Below are 15745 nucleotides of genomic sequence, written 5' to 3' on the forward strand. Positions count from 1 at the left end.
CGGGGAGCCGCAGTGATAAAACCTGAACTTAGCTTGAGGTCAATGCCCGGCTTCGAGCCTGGAAAGACCTGAGATCTGGAGGGCGAGCATGACGATGCCCGATCCTGTGGCGGTCGGCCGGGATCTGACGGTGGGCGAGGTCGCGCGGCGCAGCGGCGTCGCCGTTTCGGCCCTGCATTTCTACGAGCGCAAGGGGCTCATCCGCAGCCTGCGCAGCGCCGGCAACCAGCGCCGCTACCCGCGCGAGGTGCTGCGGCGCGTCGCCGTCATCAAGGTGGCGCAGCGGGTCGGCATTCCTCTCGCCGCCATCGGCGAGGCGCTGGCGGCGCTGCCCGACGGGCGCACGCCGACCGAGGATGACTGGCGCGCCCTGTCGCTAATGTGGCGACAGGAGCTCGATCGGCGCATCGATCGGCTCATGCGGTTGCGCGACCAGCTCGACGAGTGCATCGGCTGTGGGTGCCTCTCCGTGAAGGCCTGCCGCCTGCGCAACCCACATGATGTCCTCGCCCGCGAAGGGCCCGGGGCGCGGCTGCTCGATCCGGACTGAGCGCGGCAGGAATCGCGATTCGCTGCTCGCCGGCTGCGACGTTCTGCACCTACAGGTTGATAGTATCCAACTAGTCGCGTTTTGAGAGCGTCTCCCTGTGCGACAGGGGCCGACAACGGATCGGGTGGGCAATGACGATCGAGCAAGCATTCGAAACGCGGGCCAACAATTTCGACCTCCTGCGCCTCGCGGCAGCGCTGCTGGTTCTGTGGAGCCACAGCTACAGCCTCACCGGGACGGGGCCGGAGCTTTTCCACTGGCTGACGAACGGCTACGACACCGGCGGCGGCATGGGCGTCGCCATCTTCTTCGCCATCAGCGGCTTCCTGGTGGCGCGGTCGGTCACGGTGCATGCCCCCGGCCAGTACCTGCTCAACCGTGTCCTGCGCATCGTGCCGGCCCTCGCCTTCGTGACGGTGTTCGACATCTTTTTTCTGGGCCCCATGGTCACGAGCCTCGGCCTCGCCGACTACCTGCTCCATCCCGAGACGCTGCAGCACGCACGCAACATCTTCGTGTTCGGCGTGTCCTTCAATCTGCCCGGCGTCTTCACGAATCTGCCCCATACCGGGGTCAACGGCGCGATCTGGACCCTGGCGCTGGAATGCGGCTTCTACCTCCTCCTGCCGGTTGCCTTGGTTTGCGGGCTCCTGTCGCGTCGGGGCGTGCTGCTGCTCGTTGCCGCCGTCGCGGGCCTCGTTCTCTGGGGCAGCCAGGTGTGGGGCCTGTCCTGGTCGAACATGGGTGGCGAGCTGTGGGCCGGCGCATCGCTCTTTCCGGTTTTGCGCTACGGCCTCGTCTTCGCGCTCGGGGCGGCGCTGTGGGTGCACCGGGCGGCCGTGCCTGTCAGCGCGGGTCTCGCGTTCGTCTGCCTGATGCTGCTCTACGCCTTTGCCAACCGGCCGGGTGCACAGGTCGTCTATCTCCTCGCCCTGCCTTATCTCGTCATCTATGCCGCCCTGGCGCGCGCGCCGTCGTTCGATGTGAAGGAACGGTTCGGCGATATGTCCTACGGCGCCTACCTGTTCGCCTTCCCCCTGCAGCAACTGCTGATCTGGGCGTTCGGGCCCGAGGTCGGCCCGACGGCCATCTCCCTCATGGCGACGCCGCTGGCGCTGGCGGCCGGCTTCGTCTCCTGGCACCTTGTGGAGCGCCCCGCGTTGGACCTCAGGTACCGCCGCCGCACGGCGCGCGATCTCGCCCGCCGCCCGGCGCAAACCGTCTGACCCGGAACCCGGGCACCGCGGCAGGCGACGCCCCGGCCAGCCGTGCAGCCCCGGCACGGGCGCCATGCCCAAGGCCGATTTCCCTGCACACTGCCTTGCACTCGAGGCGCCTCGCCCCCATAACCGGGCTGGGTGCGGTGTCGCTCTGAGGTCCGCGCCCCGCGTGTGAAACGGGATGGGACGCGTCCGCAGCATGGAGGCAGGAGAGCACGAGGCCGGCGCCGTGGACGGGGACCGGGGACGTGCCGGGGCCATTCAGCCCGCAGCCGGGCCGGGCACTGCCCTCGCCGCACCCCCGCCGAGCCCGCCCGTCGAGGTCACCGGCGACACGCGCCGCCGGCTGTCGCTCATCGGCACCGTGGTCAGCGTCGCACTCTTCCTCGCCTCAATGGTCGTGCTGTGGCGCATCATCGGCGAGATCAGCCTTGCGGAGCTCAGGAACGCCTTTTCGGCGGCGAGCGTGCGGCAGATCGGGCTCGCCATCCTCTTCACCTGCATCAGCTACCTCCTGCTGACGGGATACGACGCCCTCGCCCTGCGCCAGCTCGGCCGCAGCATCGCCTATCGTGTCACCGCCCTCGCCTCCTTCACGAGCTATGCCGTCAGCTTCACACTTGGCTTTCCGCTCGTCACCTCGGGCGCCGTGCGCTACCGCATCTATTCGCCCTACGGCATCAAGGCGCCGACCATCGTCGGCCTCACCGTCATTGCCGGCATCACCTTCTGGCTCGGGATGAGCGCGGTTCTCGCCTGGAGCCTGATGCGCGAGAGCCTCGCCGTCGCGGCGCTGACGGGCACGGTCGTGCGGCTCAACGAGGGGCTCGGCATTGCCATCGTCGCCGCCCTCGGCGGCTATCTCGCCTGGGTCGGCATCAAGCGGCGCAGCGTCAGCGTGCAGGGCTGGCGCCTCGAACTGCCGGGCTTCCGACTGTCCATCGGGCAGATGCTGCTCGGCGCGGGCGACGTCTGCGCGGCGGCCGGCGTCCTCTTCGTGCTGCTGCCGGGCGGTCACGGCCTCAGCTACGAGACCTTTCTCGCCATCTATGTCGCGGCCTGCATGCTGGGCATCGCCAGCCACGCGCCGGGCGGCATCGGCGTCTTCGAGGCGACCATGCTGATCGCCCTGTCGCACCTGCCGCGCGAGGGCGTCCTCGGCGCCCTGCTGCTGTTCCGGCTGTATTACTATCTCGTGCCCTTTGCCTTCGCGCTGCTGCTGCTCGGCGCTCACGAAATCGGCGCGCGCCTGGGCGATCCGGGGCGGCGCTGACGGCCGGCTCAGGCTGACCTGGCCCGCTCCCTGGCTCGCTCCACGGTGAGGCCGGCCGGCTCGGGCCAGGCCGTCACCGGCGCGATGTGCTCGCCCTGCAGGTAGTCGACCCCCCATTGGGTGAGGAGGCGGGCGGTGTCCTCGTCCTCCACCCATTCGGCGACCGTGGCGATGCCGAGATGCTGGGCGAGGTCGACGAGCGTGCGCACGAAGAAGCGGTCGTCGCTCGACCGCGCGAGGTTCTGCACGAATGCGCCGTCGATCTTGAGCAGGTCGATGGGGAAATGGCGCAGGTGCCGAAAGGAGGTGTGTCCCGCGCCGAAATCGTCGATGGCGATGAAGACGCCGAGCGCCTTCATGGCGTCGAGCGAGGCCCGCGTGGCGCCCGGGTCCTCGACGGCCGCCGTCTCGGTGATCTCGATGATGAGCCGCTCGGCGACGCCGGGGCAGGCGCCGAGCTGCGCGGCGAGATTGCCGAGCCAGGCGCGGCTCGCGAGCGTGCGCGGCGAGATGTTGAGGGCGACTCTCAGCCCCGGCTCGTCCGTCATGCGGGCGGTGATGAGTTCGAGCATGCGGTGGTCCACCGCCTCGATGAGGCCGGCCTTCTCGGCCGCGGGTACGAGGCGCGCGGCCCCGGCCGCAGCCCCGTCGGGCATTCTGACGCGCAGGAGAGCCTCGTGGAAGGCTGGCTGGCGCGTCTCGGCATCGACGATCGCCTGGCGCGCGGGCACGATGCGGCGTTCGTTGAGGGCGGCGAGGATATCGATTCCTTCCGCCGCAGCACGGCGTGCGGTCATGGTGGCGGCCAGTTGCGGTCCATAGAAGACAAAGCCGCTGCCGCTCAGCCGCCGCGCCTCGTCGAAGGCGAGATTGGCATTCCGCATCAGCGTTTCCGCATCGTCGGCATGCTGGGGCGCCGTCGCGGCGCCCATGCGCAGGCGCACCGTCGCCACAGCTCCGCCGGCCGCCGCGGCGAGCCCGGCCATACGCGCGGCGGCGACCGTCGCCTGCTGGGCGGAGCAGCCGCGCATGACGAGGGCGAAACGGTTGCTGCCGTGACGGATGAGCAGGTCGCCCTGCCGCAGCTGTCGCGTGAGGACCTGTGCTGTGGCCGCGATGATGTCGTCGCCTCTCGCATAGCCGAGGGCGGCATTGATGGCCCCGAGATTGTCGATGGCGAGGAAGATCAGCGTCAGCGGCCTGTGCCGGCCGCAGCCCCCGGCGAAGAGGGCGTCGATCGTCCTGGCAAGATCCGCCCAGCCGTCGGTCCGTGCGACGCCGGCTAGTGCGGGCTCGCGCGCGATGCGCATGACGCCGTGCACAATGGCCGGGTGGCCGTCAGGCCCCGCATACCAGCGCCCGCTGTCCTCGACCGCGACATCCGTGGCGCCGATCCTGAGACGGTAAGCGAGACGAAAGGGCACACCGGCGCCGGTGTCCTCGCCTGCGGCAGTACGGAAGAAGGCGCAGCGGCCGGGGCCGGAGGCGACGTCGATCAGTCGGTCGAAGGCCGCGCCGGTCGCGAGTGCGCCCCTGCAGTCGAGGCCGATGACCTCGGCGCCGTTGCTGCCGAAGCTGAGTCGGTCGCTGCGAAGGTCCCAGTCATAGACCACCTCGCCGAGCGACGTCAGCAGCTGGCGGGGATCGAGCGGCGCGGCGGCGGCGTCGGGCGTGAGCGACGCCGGATGATCCGCGCGACGAGCGACGCCTGTCCAGTCTGCCATCGGCTGCCGGGTCCTGCCTATCTGGGAGCTTGCCGCGTCTGGCACCGGAGGCGGCGGCTGAACCGGCGCGCAGAAACGCTAGCGGGCATCATGAACGGCAAGGGTTAACGGCCGGTAAAGAGTGGCGATCTCTGCACGCCGGCAACAAAAAAGGGCCGGTGAACCGGCCCTTCCTGTCGTATCGCTCGATGGAGCGCCCGCCTCTCACGCCTCGGCGCGGGGCTTCAGCACCTGCCGGCCGCGATACATGCCGGTCTTGAGGTCGATGTGATGCGGGCGACGCAGCTCGCCCGAGTCCTTGTCTTCCACATAGGTGGGCTGCTGCAGCGCGTCGGCGGAGCGGCGGTGGCCGCGCTTCATCCGCGACGTTTTTCTTTTCGGAACGGCCATGGCTCAACTCCGGTCGATGGCTTCTGCGGGCCTGCGCGCGCAAAGGGGCGCAGGTCCCTCGTTGACGAAACTGTCTCTGGGACGCGGGCTTATACAGGCTCAGCGCCGGATTGGCTAGCCCTCGGCGGCAGAAAGTGGGATTTTCCCTTTACGCGCCGAGGCAGGAGACGTTCTCGTTGCCCATGCGGCCCATGATGCGTGAGGCGTATGTCGACACGTAGCGCGTCGGGCGGGCGGGGTTGCGCGCGATTGGGTTGGGCAGGGCTGCCACGAGAAGGGCCGCCTCGCGCCGTGTCAGGTCCCGCGCGCTCTTGCCGAAATGGCGCCGCGCGGCTGCCTCGGCACCGAAGATGCCCTCTCCCCACTCGGCGATGTTGAGATAGGCCTCCATCACCCGCCGTTTCGGCCAGACGGTGTCGACAACGAGCGCGAGCGGCAGCTCGAGCCCCTTGCGCAGGTAGGAGCGTCCCGGCCAGAGCAGGATGTTCTTCACCGTCTGCATGGTGATGGTGGAGGCGCCGCGCGAGGCGCCGTCGCCCAGCGCATCCTCGATGACGCTCTGCAGGGCGAACCAGTCGATCCCCGCATGCATGCAGAACCGTGAATCCTCCGCCGCGATGGCGGCCCGGGCGAGATGCGGCGATATGTCCGACAGAGGCATGTAGATACGCTCCACCGGCTGCAGCGTCAGCCAGCGCCCCAGCATCAGCGTGGAGACGGGCGGCAGGACGCGGTAGACGACGATGGAAACGGCCCAGAACAGCATGATGGCGAGCACCGCGCGCATGGTCCAGCGCAGCACCGTCCGGCCGATGGCCAGCCTCCCCCGGCTTCTTGCTTGCACGTTTGCGGTCATCTCCCTGCCCCGGCGTGGCCCATAGGCTTGACCGATCCGGGCGTCTCGGGCAAGCGACGCTTGCCTTCACGTTACGGTGGCGACCTGGGAGAAACGACCATGGCGAGCTTGAGCGCCGCTTTCACCGAGCGTCTCGAGGCCGCGGCCCGCGCGCTGGAGCCACTGCTCGAGGCGCTTCTCGGCAGCGAGCCGCTCGCCGGCGAGATCGTCCGCCCGCCCCGCCTTCTCGCCGCCATGCGCCATGCCGTGCTCGACGGCGGCAAGCGCCTGCGCCCCTTCCTTACCGTCGAGACGGCCCGGCTCTTCGGCGAGACCGGCGACGGGCCGCTGCGGGCCGGGGCCGCCATCGAGCTCCTGCATTGCTATTCCCTCGTCCATGACGATCTGCCCGCGATGGACGACGACGACCTGCGGCGCGGCCGCCCGACCGTGCACCGCGCCTTCGACGAGGCCACCGCCATCCTTGCCGGCGACGCGCTGCTGACGCTCGCCTTTGATGTGCTCGCCGATCCGGCCGTGACGGCGGACGCGGCTGTGCGTGCGGAGCTCGTGCTCGGTCTCGCCCGGGCGGCAGGGCTCGGCGGCATGGTCGGCGGGCAGATGCTGGACCTCGAGGCCGAAAACCGGTCCACGCCCTTCGCGGAGATCGAGGTGCGCCGCCTGCAGGCTATGAAGACCGGTGCGCTCATCGCCTTTGCCGTCGATGCGGGCGGGGTTGTCGCGCGGGCGGGTGGCGAGGAGCGGCGTTGCCTCGCGGCCTATGGCCGGGCCCTCGGCGCAGCCTTCCAGATTGCCGATGATATCCTCGACCGGGAGGCGAGCACGGACGTGCTCGGCAAGCGCGCCGCCAAGGACGCCGACAGGGGCAAGGCGACGCTCGTCGACGTGCTCGGCATCGAGGCCGCGCGGGCGGAGCGCGACCGCCTCGCCGAAGAGGCCGTGGCGGCGCTCGCTCCCTTCGGCCCGGCAGCGGACACGCTGCGCGCGGCGGCACGCTTCGCCGCCACGCGCCGCAAGTAGCCCCTCCGGATAACGGCCGCGGCGATGGCCTTGGCGCTCCCCCGTCAGCGGGGACGGGGCAATGCGCCGCGCCCCGCCTAAACCGTCACCTGGGTGCCGACCTCGACGACGCGGCCGGTGGGGATCTGGAAGAAGTCCGTCGCGTCGTTGGCGTTCTTGGCGAGCGAGATGAACAGCCTGTCCTGCCACATCGGCATGCCTGACTGGGCGGCGGGCCGGATGGAGCGGCGCGAGAGGAAGAACGACGTCGACATGATGTCGAACTTGAAGCCCCGCTTGCGCAGGATGGCGAGGCCCTTGGGCACGTTGGGCATCTCCATATAGCCGAAGGTCATTTCCACCCGCCAGAAGCCGTCGGCGATGGGCTCGATGTTAACGCGCTCCTCGTCGTTGATGCGCGGCACATCGGCCGTCTTGACGGTGAGGATGGCGTTCTTCTCGTGCAGCACCTTGTTGTGCTTGAGGTTGTGTAGCAGTGCCGAGGGGGCGGTCTCCGGATCGCTCGTCAGGAACACGGCCGTGCCTTTGATGCGGTGCGGAGGGCTCTTTTGCAGCATCTCGACGAGTTCGACGAGCGGCACGTCCACCTTGCGCGTCTTGGCGAAGAGGATGGCGGTACCCTTCACCCAGGTCCACATCACGACGATGAGCACGCTCGCCAGCAGCACCGGCACATAGCCGCCGGAGAACAATTTGAGCAGATTCGCCGAGAAGAAGGCGATGTCGATCGTCAGGAACGGCACGATCAGCAGGACGGCGGCGGCGAGGCTCCAGCGCCAGCCCTTCCAGATGACAAGGATGGCGAGGATGCCGTCCACCACCATCGCGCCGAAGACCGAGATGCCGTAGGCGTGGGCAAGGCCGCTCGATGACCCGAACATGGCGACGAGGAAGAGCACGCCGATGAGCAGCATGGCGTTGACGCGCGGCAGGAAGATCTGGCCTTGGTGCGACGCGGAGGTAAACCGCACCTCGAGCCGCGGCAGGAGGCCGAGCTGGATGGCCTGGCGCGTGAGCGAGAAGGCGCCTGTGATGACGGCTTGGCTCGCGATGATGGTCGCGATCGTGGCCATGATGGTAAGGGGCAGGAGACCCCAGTCTGGCACCAGGCGGTAGAACGGGTTCTCGATGGCTTCCGGGTGGGCGAGCACGAGCGCCCCCTGGCCGAAATAGTTCAGCACCAGCGCCGGGAAGACGAAGCACAGCCACGCCGCGCGGATGGGGCCGCGTCCGAAGTGGCCGAGATCGGCATAGAGCGCCTCGGCGCCCGTCACGGCGAGGCAGACCGCGCCGAGGACCGCGAGGGCGACGACCGAGTGGTTGATGAGGAACATCAGCCCGTAGTGCGGCCACAGGGCGCGGAAGACGCCGGGATCGTCCATGATGTGCAGGAGTCCCGTGATCGCCAGCACCGCGAACCACAGGCCCATGATGGGCCCGAAGAGCGCCGCGACCTTGCCGGTGCCGCGGCTCTGCACGGCGAAGAGCGCGATGAGGATGGCGACGGTGATCGGCACCACGTAGCCGCCGAGCTCCGGCGCCGCGAGCTTGAGGCCCTCGACGGCCGACAGCACGGAGATCGCCGGCGTCAGCATGGAATCGCCGTAGAACAGCGCCGCGCCGGTGATGCCGAGCGCAAGGACGAGGGCGTGCGAGCGTCCCATTGCCCGCTGCGCGAGGGCGACGAGGCTCAGGGTCCCGCCTTCGCCCTTGTTGTCGGCCCTGAGGAGGATCACCACGTATTTGATCGTCACCACGAGGATGAGCGACCACAGGATGAGCGACAGGACGCCGATGATGGTGTCGCGGGCGATGGGCCCCTCGCCATCCGCGACGGCATGCACGGCCTCGCGCAGCGCATAGAGCGGGCTCGTGCCGATATCGCCGTAGACGACACCGACCGACCCGAGCGCGAGGGCGAAGAAGCTGGAGGGCGCATGCGCGCCTGCCTGTCCCATGTCGCCGGCAGCCTGCTCACCGCTGCTGCCCTGACCTGCGAGCATGGACGCTTTGGTATCTGAAACCATATGGATGAAGGCCTATGGTTGGCCACACGAGAAGGCCGCCGGCACCCGGCCGCACGGCGCGCTGTTGTCCTTCGGGGCGGCTCGGCCGTGACGAAGGCGCCCTTTGGGCCGGCGGTGTTTACCACAAGCGGCAGGCCGGGCAAACGCCTCACTTTTCAATCGCCGGAAAGTGTGAACTGTCAACAGGATAGGATGGGTCGGCCGGCTATTCGGCGGCCCGCGACAGGCGCTGCCCGAAGCGCCTTTCGATGTAGTCGGCGACCAGCATCTTGAATTCCGCCGCAATTGTCGGCCCGCGCAGGGTGGTTGCCTTCTGCCCGTCGATGAAGACTGGGGCGGCCGGCATTTCACCCGTGCCGGGCAGGGAGATGCCGATATCGGCATGTTTCGATTCGCCGGGCCCATTGACGATGCAGCCCATGACCGCGACGTTGAGCGCCTCGACGCCGGGATAGCGCGTCTTCCACTCGGGCATCGAGGTAGCAATCCAGTCCTGGATGTCGCGGGCGAGTTCCTGGAAAACGGTGGAGGTCGTGCGTCCGCAGCCCGGGCAGGCGGCGACGAGCGGCACGAAGGTGCGGAAGCCCATGGTCTGCAGCAGCTCCTGCGCAGCCTTGACCTCGAGCGTGCGGTCGCCGCCGGGCTCCGGTGTCAGCGAGAAGCGGATCGTATCGCCGATACCTTCCTGCAGGAGGATGCCGATGGCGGCGGCCGAGGCGACGATGCCCTTGGAGCCCATGCCGGCCTCGGTCAGGCCCAGGTGCAGTGCGTAGTCGGAGCGTGCGGCAAGGTCCCGGTAGACGGCGATAAGGTCCTGAACCGCCGAGACCTTGGCGGAGAGGATGATCCGGTCGCGTGCAAGGCCTATCTGCTCCGCTCTCTCGGCCGAGAGGAGGGCCGAGCGCACCAGCGCCTCGCGGGTGACGGCACGGGCATCGACGGGCCGGGGTGAGTGCGCGTTGAGATCCATGAGATGCGTCAGCAGCTCCTGGTCCAGCGAGCCCCAGTTTGCGCCAATTCGCACGGGCTTGCCCCAGCGGATCGCCGTCTCGACGATCATGCCGAACTGCCGGTCTTTCTTGTCCTTGAAGCCGACATTCCCGGGATTGATGCGGTACTTGTCGAGTGCCTCGGCGCAGGCCGGATGGTCTGCAAGAAGCTTGTGGCCGATGAAGTGGAAGTCGCCGACGATGGGCACTGCGATGCCCATCCGCGCCAATTTGTCGCGAATGTGCGGCACCGCTGCCGCCGCCTCGGCCCGGTCGACGGTGATGCGCACGAGCTCGGACCCCGCGCGCGCGAGCGCGGCCACCTGCCGCACTGTCGCCTCGACATCGGCCGTGTCGGTGTTCGTCATCGACTGGACGACGATGGGCGCCCCGCCGCCGACTGCGACGGAGCCGACCTTGACGCCGACGGTGCGGTGCCGCGCGCCTGCGCCTGCGGGAGTTGGCGTCAGCGTCTCGGGGCCCGGCCTGGGGGGGATGTCAGCTGTCATGCGATCAGCTCGGAAGGCTCGTTTTGACGATCGAAGGTCTTGCTGCGCCTCTCGCGCCGTCAGGTCAAGGCTTGACTTTCGCCTTTTGCGCCTTCCTGGCAATGGGCACACGTGCCGGCGATCTCGACGACCTGGGCCCTTGGCTTGAAGGCGGCGTCGGTCAACACCCGCCTGAGAGCCGAGCCGACGTCCGGCGAGGCGGCCTCGTCCACCCCGCCGCAGGCCTCGCAGATGAGGAAGACCACGAGTTCCCCGGGCTCGTGATGGTGCGGGCAGGCGACGAAGGCGTTCTTCGTCTCGAGCTTGTGCACGAAGCCCTGCTCCAGGAGGAAATCGAGGGCGCGGTAGATCGTGATCGGCGCCACCCGCCGTTCGTCCTGCCGGGTCAGCGCCTCGGCGAGGTCGTAGGCGCCGAGCGGCCGGTGCGTGGCGTAGAGCGTCTCCAGCACGGCGCGGCGGATCGGCGTCAGCCGCTGGCCGCGCGTTCGGCAGGCGGCCTCGGCCGCATCGAGCGCGGCAGGCGCCTCCTTCAGCCGGGCGGCGGCGTGGGCGCAGTCCGCGTCATCGCCGTGGTGATGGTCATGGCCGTGGCCTGCCTCGTTTTCGTCCATCGCGTCGCTGTCTGCTTCCGTGGTCGGGCCCGCTTTCACCGTCATCGGGCGGTGATGATGCGCTATCCAAATGTGAACATTATAGCGTTACTCGTCCGGCGAGGCACCGCGCCGGGCGTATGGCCTGACGGTCCTCTGCACTGCGCCGCCCGAGGCGGCCATTGTCCGGTTCCTGCGCAACTTGGGTTTGCACTGCGCCGCAACATAGATAGGCTCTGTGAGCCCAGTTGCCACCCTGCGGCAGCACTGCGCCGCGAAGAGGCCTTGCGAGAAGCGTTCTTCGTCGCGTCCATGACCATCAGCCAGAACAGCAGCCATCGGGAGCAGCATATGTCGCTGAAATCGCGCACCGCCGTCGTCACCGGTTCAACGAGTGGCATCGGCCTTGCCATCGCCCGGGCCCTGGCCGCCGAGGGCGCCCATGTTGTCATCAATGGTTTCGGCGAGCCTGCCGCCATCGAGAGGGAGCGGGCGACGATCGAGCGCGAATTCGGCGTCAAGGCCGTCTATTCCGGCGCCGACATGACGAAGCCGGCCGAGATCGCTCAGATGATCGCCGATGCGGAGAAGTTGCTCGGCTCGGTCGACGTGCTCGTCAACAACGCGGGGATCCAGCACGTTGCACCCGTCGAGGAGTTCCCGATCGAGAAGTGGGACCAGATCATCGCGATCAACCTCTCCTCTGCCTTCCACGCCATCCGGGCGGCCGTGCCCGGCATGAAGACGCGCCGCTGGGGCCGCATCATCAACACCGCTTCCGCCCATGCCCTCGTTGCCTCGCCCTACAAGTCGGCCTATGTGGCGGCCAAGCACGGCATCGCAGGCCTCACCAAGACGATCGCCCTCGAGGTCGCGACCCATGGCATCACGGTGAATGCCATCTGTCCCGGCTATGTCTGGACGCCGCTTGTCGAGAAGCAGATCCCCGACACGGCGAAGGCCCGCGGTATCAGCGAGGCGGAGGTCAAGGAAAAGGTGCTGCTCGCCGGTCAGCCGACGAAGGAATTCGTGACGGTGGACGAGGTCGCGGCCTATGCCGTCTTCCTCGCCTCCGACGCCGCGCGCTCCATCACCGGCGCGCTCGCCACGATTGATGGCGGCTGGACGGCGGAATGACCGGTCGCGTCGTCCGTGCCCGCAAGTCCGCCGGCCAGCCGGCAGGCGGCTTCGCCGGTATCGCCGGCCCGAAGGCCGAGAAGAGCATTTGCCTCGCCCTGCAGGGCGGCGGCGCCCACGGTGCTTTCACCTGGGGCGTCATCGACACCCTGCTCGAGGACGGCCGGCTCGCCATCGAGGCGATCTCGGGCACGAGCGCCGGCGCCATGAACGCCGTCGTCATGACCCAAGGCTTCATCGAGGCCGGCATCGACGGCGCGCGGCGCGACCTCGAGACCTTCTGGCGGCGCGTCAGCCGCGACGGGGCGCTGTCGCCGCTGCAGCGCTCGCTCGTCGACCGCATGCTCGGCATCTGGGGCGGGGGCGACGAACCGCCCGGCCTCCTCTGGTTCGACATGGTGTCGCGCTTCGCCAGCCCCTACGACTTCAACCCGCTCAACATCAATCCGCTACGCGATCTCATCGAGGAACTGATCGACTTCGACAAGGTGCGCGCCTGCAACTCGGTCTCGCTCTTCATCGCTGCCACCAACGTGCGCACCGGCAAGATCAAGCTCTTCGAGCGCCCGGAGCTGACGGCGGACCACATCATGGCCTCGGCTTGCCTGCCCATGGTCTTCCAGGCGGTCGAGATCGACGGCGTGCCTTATTGGGACGGCGGCTACATGGGCAATCCCGCCCTCTTCCCACTGTTCTACGGCGCGGCGAGCGACGACGTGCTCCTGGTGCAGATCAATCCGATCGAGCGGGAGGAGACGCCGCGCACCGCCCGCGAAATCCAGAACCGCCTGACCGAGATCACCTTCAACGCGACGCTCCTGCGGGAGATGCGCGCCATCGAGTTCGTCACGCGCCTCATCGACGAGGGCAAGCTGTCAAAGGACGAATACAAGCGCGTGCTCATGCACCGCATCGACGCCGACCTCCTGATGAAGCGTGTGACCGCGGCCTCGCGCCTGTCGGCGGACTGGGACCTCTTGCAGCGCCTTGCCGACCTGGGGCGGCAAGCGGCCCGCAAATGGCTCAAGAAGAGCTATGATGACGTCGGCGTGCGGTCGACGCTCGACCTGCGCCGCGAATTCGCCTGACGCAGCGCGAAAGGAACGGCCATGAGCGACTGGCCGCATCGTGTCGCCGTCGCCGGCGGCACCATCGAGATCGTGGTGGGAGACATCACGCGCCTCGCCGTCGATGCCGTCGTTAATGCCGCCAACCGCACGCTCCTCGGCGGCGGTGGCGTCGACGGTGCGATCCACCGGGCAGCGGGGCCGGAGCTTCTCGCCGAATGCCAGACCCTCGGTGGCTGCGAGACCGGCGAGGCGAAGATCACGCGCGGCTACAGGTTGCCGGCCGCCCACGTCATCCACACGGTTGGCCCCGTCTGGCGGGGAGGCGGGCAGGACGAGGCGGCGCTGCTCGCCGCGTGCTACGGCAATGCGCTCGCCCTCGCCGATGCGCATGGCCTCGTCCGTATCGCCTTTCCCGCCATCTCCACTGGCGTCTACGGCTTTCCCGCGGAGGAGGCGGCGCCAATCGCCATCGGCACCGTGCTCGCGAGATTGCCGGATGTTTCGGTCGAGCACGTCGTCTTCTGCTGCTTTTCTGCCGGAAGCGCCGTGCTTCATCGTCAGGCGCTCGAGGCCCTGACGCGGTGATCTCAGGTTTCGCGAAAGGCCCAGACGCTCGTCTTCTTGATCTCGTTGTCTTCGAGCGCCCGCGTCACAGGCACTTCATAGGTGGCGAGTGCGGCGAGCCGTTCGCGCGCCAGATAGCTGCGGCCGGGGTCGCCGATGAGCACGGTGGCGCCGCGCGTGGCGAGGCGAGACAGCCAGTCGGTGACGGCGGCGGCAAGATCGCGCTCGTAGCAGATGTCGCCGGCCAGCACACAGTCCCATCCCTCGTCCGTGCCGATGAGATGATCCTGGCGGACGGTCAGCGCGACGCCGTTGGCTTGCGCATTCACCGCAATGGCGGCCGCCGCGAAGGCGTCGATGTCGCACGCGTCCACCTGTGTCGCGCCGGCCCGTGCGGCGGCGATGGCGACGAGCCCTGAGCCTGAGGCGAAGTCGAGCACGCGCCTGCCGGCGACGATGGCCGGGTGATCGAGGATGTAGCGCGCCAGCGCCTGCCCGCCGGCCCAGGCGAAGGCCCAGAAGGGCGGCGGCAGCCCCATGGCGCCGAGTTCCTCCTCGGTCTTTTCCCACAAGGCCGTCGCTTCATCCGCCACATGCAGCACGATCTCCGGCGCGTGCGGCACCGGCAGGAGCCGCGTATGGGTGCGGACGAAGACGGCCTTGTCCGTTGCGAGGCGCTTCATGGACGCTCGTCGAGCATGCGGCGGTAGAGGTCCTTCAGCCCGTCCATCACATGGCGCTCCGTGAAACCGTCGAGCACGCGCGCGCGCGCCGCAGCGCCCATCGCGGCGACGCGCCGCGGATCGGCCGCGAGCTGCGCGATGGCCTCGGCGAGAGCCGCTGCGTCGGCCGGCGGCACCACGAGGCCTTCGACGCCGTCGCGCACCAGCGTACGGCAGCCGGGCACGTCCGTCGTCAGGACGGCGCGGCCGCTCACCGCCCCTTCGAGCAAGGTGCGCGGCAGGCCCTCGCCGCCGCGGGAGGGCAGGCAGCAGACGTGGTGCTCGCGCCAGACGCCGGCGATGTCGCGCGTCGGGCCGCGCCAGGCGATGCCGGGCTCGTCTGACCATTGCCGGAGCGTCGCCTCCGGCACCGCCTTTGGATTGTCGGGATCCGGCGCGCCGAAGAGCGAGAGCTCGACCGCGACGCCCCGGGCGCGGGCGCGGCGGACCGCCTCCACCGCAAGGTCGATGCCCTTCGACCACAGCATGCGCGCGACGACGGCTATCTTGAGCGGCGGCTGCGGCGGCAGGGGTGCGACGGGATAATCCCCTGGTTCCACGCCGGCACCGCCGACGATGGTCACGTTCGGCGCACGCGGATCGAGCCCGATGAGACGCGGGTCGTCCTCGTTCTCGAAGAGGTAATGCGTGCTGCGGCCTTCGAGCCCGCCGCGGATGACGAGGCGCAGCCCGGCCCGCGCCACGCGCGCGGAGGCATCGCGGCGCGCGCCGAGAAAGCCGAGGCCGGTCAGCGCATAGACGCGGGCGGCGACGCCGGCGAGGCGTGCCGCAAGGCCGCCGAGCACGATGGAGCGCAGCGCGATGGCGTGCACGATGTCGGGGCGCTCCTCGGCGAGCACCCGCCGCATGGTGCCGACGGTGCGCAGGATGGCGAGCGGGCTCATGCTGCGCCTGTCGGCCTCGAGCGCCAGCACACGCGCGCCCGTCGCCTCGATCACCTCGCGGTGCGCCCGCACCCGCGCCACCACCGTCACGGCAAGGCCCATCTCGCGCGCGGCCCGCGCCATGGGCAGGAAATGCGAAGCGAAGAACCAGTCCTCGGTGACGAGGAAGAGCACGGAACGGGGCCGGTCGGTCACGATG

The 15745-nt window shown here is 69.0% G+C and carries 15 protein-coding genes; 7 read left to right on the forward strand and 8 right to left on the reverse strand.

Features of this window, described 5'->3' with window-relative positions; translation table 11 throughout:
• Positions 1 to 88 precede the first annotated feature (88 nt).
• The 3 genes from soxR (at position 89) to P2T65_RS07605 (ending at position 3043) form a co-directional block, all read left to right on the forward strand.
• Positions 89 to 550, forward strand: a complete 462-nt coding sequence (gene soxR, locus P2T65_RS07595; protein ID WP_063186567.1) for a redox-sensitive transcriptional activator SoxR — start codon at positions 89 to 91, stop codon at positions 548 to 550.
• A gap of 131 nt (positions 551 to 681) precedes the next feature.
• Positions 682 to 1776: an acyltransferase gene (locus P2T65_RS07600; RefSeq protein ID WP_055459605.1), complete on the forward strand. Its 1095-nt coding sequence runs from the start codon at positions 682 to 684 to the stop codon at positions 1774 to 1776.
• 193 nt (positions 1777 to 1969) lie between these two features.
• Positions 1970 to 3043 (forward strand): lysylphosphatidylglycerol synthase domain-containing protein, encoded by a 1074-nt coding sequence (locus tag P2T65_RS07605; RefSeq protein WP_055459606.1) that lies wholly within the window; start codon positions 1970 to 1972, stop codon positions 3041 to 3043.
• Between the two features lie 8 nt (positions 3044 to 3051).
• Here P2T65_RS07605 and P2T65_RS07610 read toward each other — a convergent pair whose 3' ends face one another.
• The 3 genes from P2T65_RS07610 to mtgA all read right to left on the reverse strand — a co-directional run bounded on the left by P2T65_RS07610 (position 3052) and on the right by mtgA (position 5959).
• Positions 3052 to 4767: a bifunctional diguanylate cyclase/phosphodiesterase gene (locus tag P2T65_RS07610; RefSeq protein WP_063186569.1), complete on the reverse strand. Its 1716-nt coding sequence runs from the start codon at positions 4765 to 4767 to the stop codon at positions 3052 to 3054.
• Between the two features lie 204 nt (positions 4768 to 4971).
• A complete protein-coding gene (gene rpmF, locus P2T65_RS07615; protein WP_055459608.1) occupies positions 4972 to 5157 on the reverse strand; it encodes a 50S ribosomal protein L32 in 186 nt (61 codons plus the stop codon).
• A gap of 148 nt (positions 5158 to 5305) precedes the next feature.
• Complete coding sequence (gene mtgA / locus P2T65_RS07620) at positions 5306 to 5959, reverse strand: monofunctional biosynthetic peptidoglycan transglycosylase (RefSeq protein ID WP_096335206.1); 654 nt, start codon at positions 5957 to 5959, stop codon at positions 5306 to 5308.
• A gap of 153 nt (positions 5960 to 6112) precedes the next feature.
• On the opposite strand from mtgA, the gene P2T65_RS07625 reads away from it, so the two are divergent.
• Positions 6113 to 7033, forward strand: coding sequence for a polyprenyl synthetase family protein (locus tag P2T65_RS07625; protein WP_276199521.1), 921 nt, complete (start codon positions 6113 to 6115; stop codon positions 7031 to 7033).
• A gap of 77 nt (positions 7034 to 7110) precedes the next feature.
• Here P2T65_RS07625 and P2T65_RS07630 read toward each other — a convergent pair whose 3' ends face one another.
• The 3 genes from P2T65_RS07630 to P2T65_RS07640 form a co-directional block, all read right to left on the reverse strand.
• Entirely contained in the window at positions 7111 to 8991 is a 1881-nt protein-coding gene (locus P2T65_RS07630; protein WP_055459660.1) for a potassium transporter Kup, read from the reverse strand.
• A 274-nt stretch (positions 8992 to 9265) separates the two neighbouring features.
• Positions 9266 to 10558 carry a flavodoxin-dependent (E)-4-hydroxy-3-methylbut-2-enyl-diphosphate synthase gene (gene ispG, locus P2T65_RS07635; RefSeq protein WP_276199522.1) on the reverse strand — a complete coding sequence of 431 codons (1293 nt, stop codon included), beginning with the start codon at positions 10556 to 10558 and terminating at the stop codon, positions 9266 to 9268.
• A gap of 59 nt (positions 10559 to 10617) precedes the next feature.
• Entirely contained in the window at positions 10618 to 11169 is a 552-nt protein-coding gene (locus P2T65_RS07640) for a transcriptional repressor (protein WP_276199523.1), read from the reverse strand.
• Between the two features lie 330 nt (positions 11170 to 11499).
• Here P2T65_RS07640 and P2T65_RS07645 point away from each other — a divergent pair, with 330 nt between their 5' ends.
• The 3 genes from P2T65_RS07645 to P2T65_RS07655 are packed head-to-tail and all read left to right on the forward strand — an operon-like array spanning position 11500 to position 13940.
• Positions 11500 to 12285, forward strand: coding sequence for a 3-hydroxybutyrate dehydrogenase (locus P2T65_RS07645; protein ID WP_055459663.1), 786 nt, complete (start codon positions 11500 to 11502; stop codon positions 12283 to 12285).
• Entirely contained in the window at positions 12282 to 13373 is a 1092-nt protein-coding gene (locus tag P2T65_RS07650; RefSeq protein WP_082464821.1) for a patatin-like phospholipase family protein, read from the forward strand. Before P2T65_RS07645 ends, P2T65_RS07650 begins: the two co-directional genes overlap by 4 nt.
• Positions 13374 to 13394: 21 nt before the next feature.
• On the forward strand, positions 13395 to 13940 hold the full coding sequence (locus P2T65_RS07655) for an O-acetyl-ADP-ribose deacetylase (RefSeq protein ID WP_055459610.1): 546 nt from the start codon (positions 13395 to 13397) through the stop codon (positions 13938 to 13940).
• Positions 13941 to 13942: 2 nt separating this feature from the next.
• Here the strand turns inward: P2T65_RS07655 and P2T65_RS07660 are convergent, their stop codons facing one another.
• Both P2T65_RS07660 and P2T65_RS07665 read right to left on the reverse strand, forming a co-directional pair.
• A complete protein-coding gene (locus tag P2T65_RS07660) occupies positions 13943 to 14602 on the reverse strand; it encodes a 50S ribosomal protein L11 methyltransferase (protein ID WP_055459611.1) in 660 nt (219 codons plus the stop codon).
• Positions 14599 to 15741 (reverse strand): glycosyltransferase, encoded by a 1143-nt coding sequence (locus P2T65_RS07665; protein WP_276199524.1) that lies wholly within the window; start codon positions 15739 to 15741, stop codon positions 14599 to 14601. Before P2T65_RS07665 ends, P2T65_RS07660 begins: the two co-directional genes overlap by 4 nt.
• Positions 15742 to 15745 lie beyond the last annotated feature (4 nt).

This window comes from Chelatococcus sp. XZ-Ab1, from assembly GCF_029309855.1.
Lineage (GTDB): Bacteria > Pseudomonadota > Alphaproteobacteria > Rhizobiales > Beijerinckiaceae > Chelatococcus_A > Chelatococcus_A sambhunathii.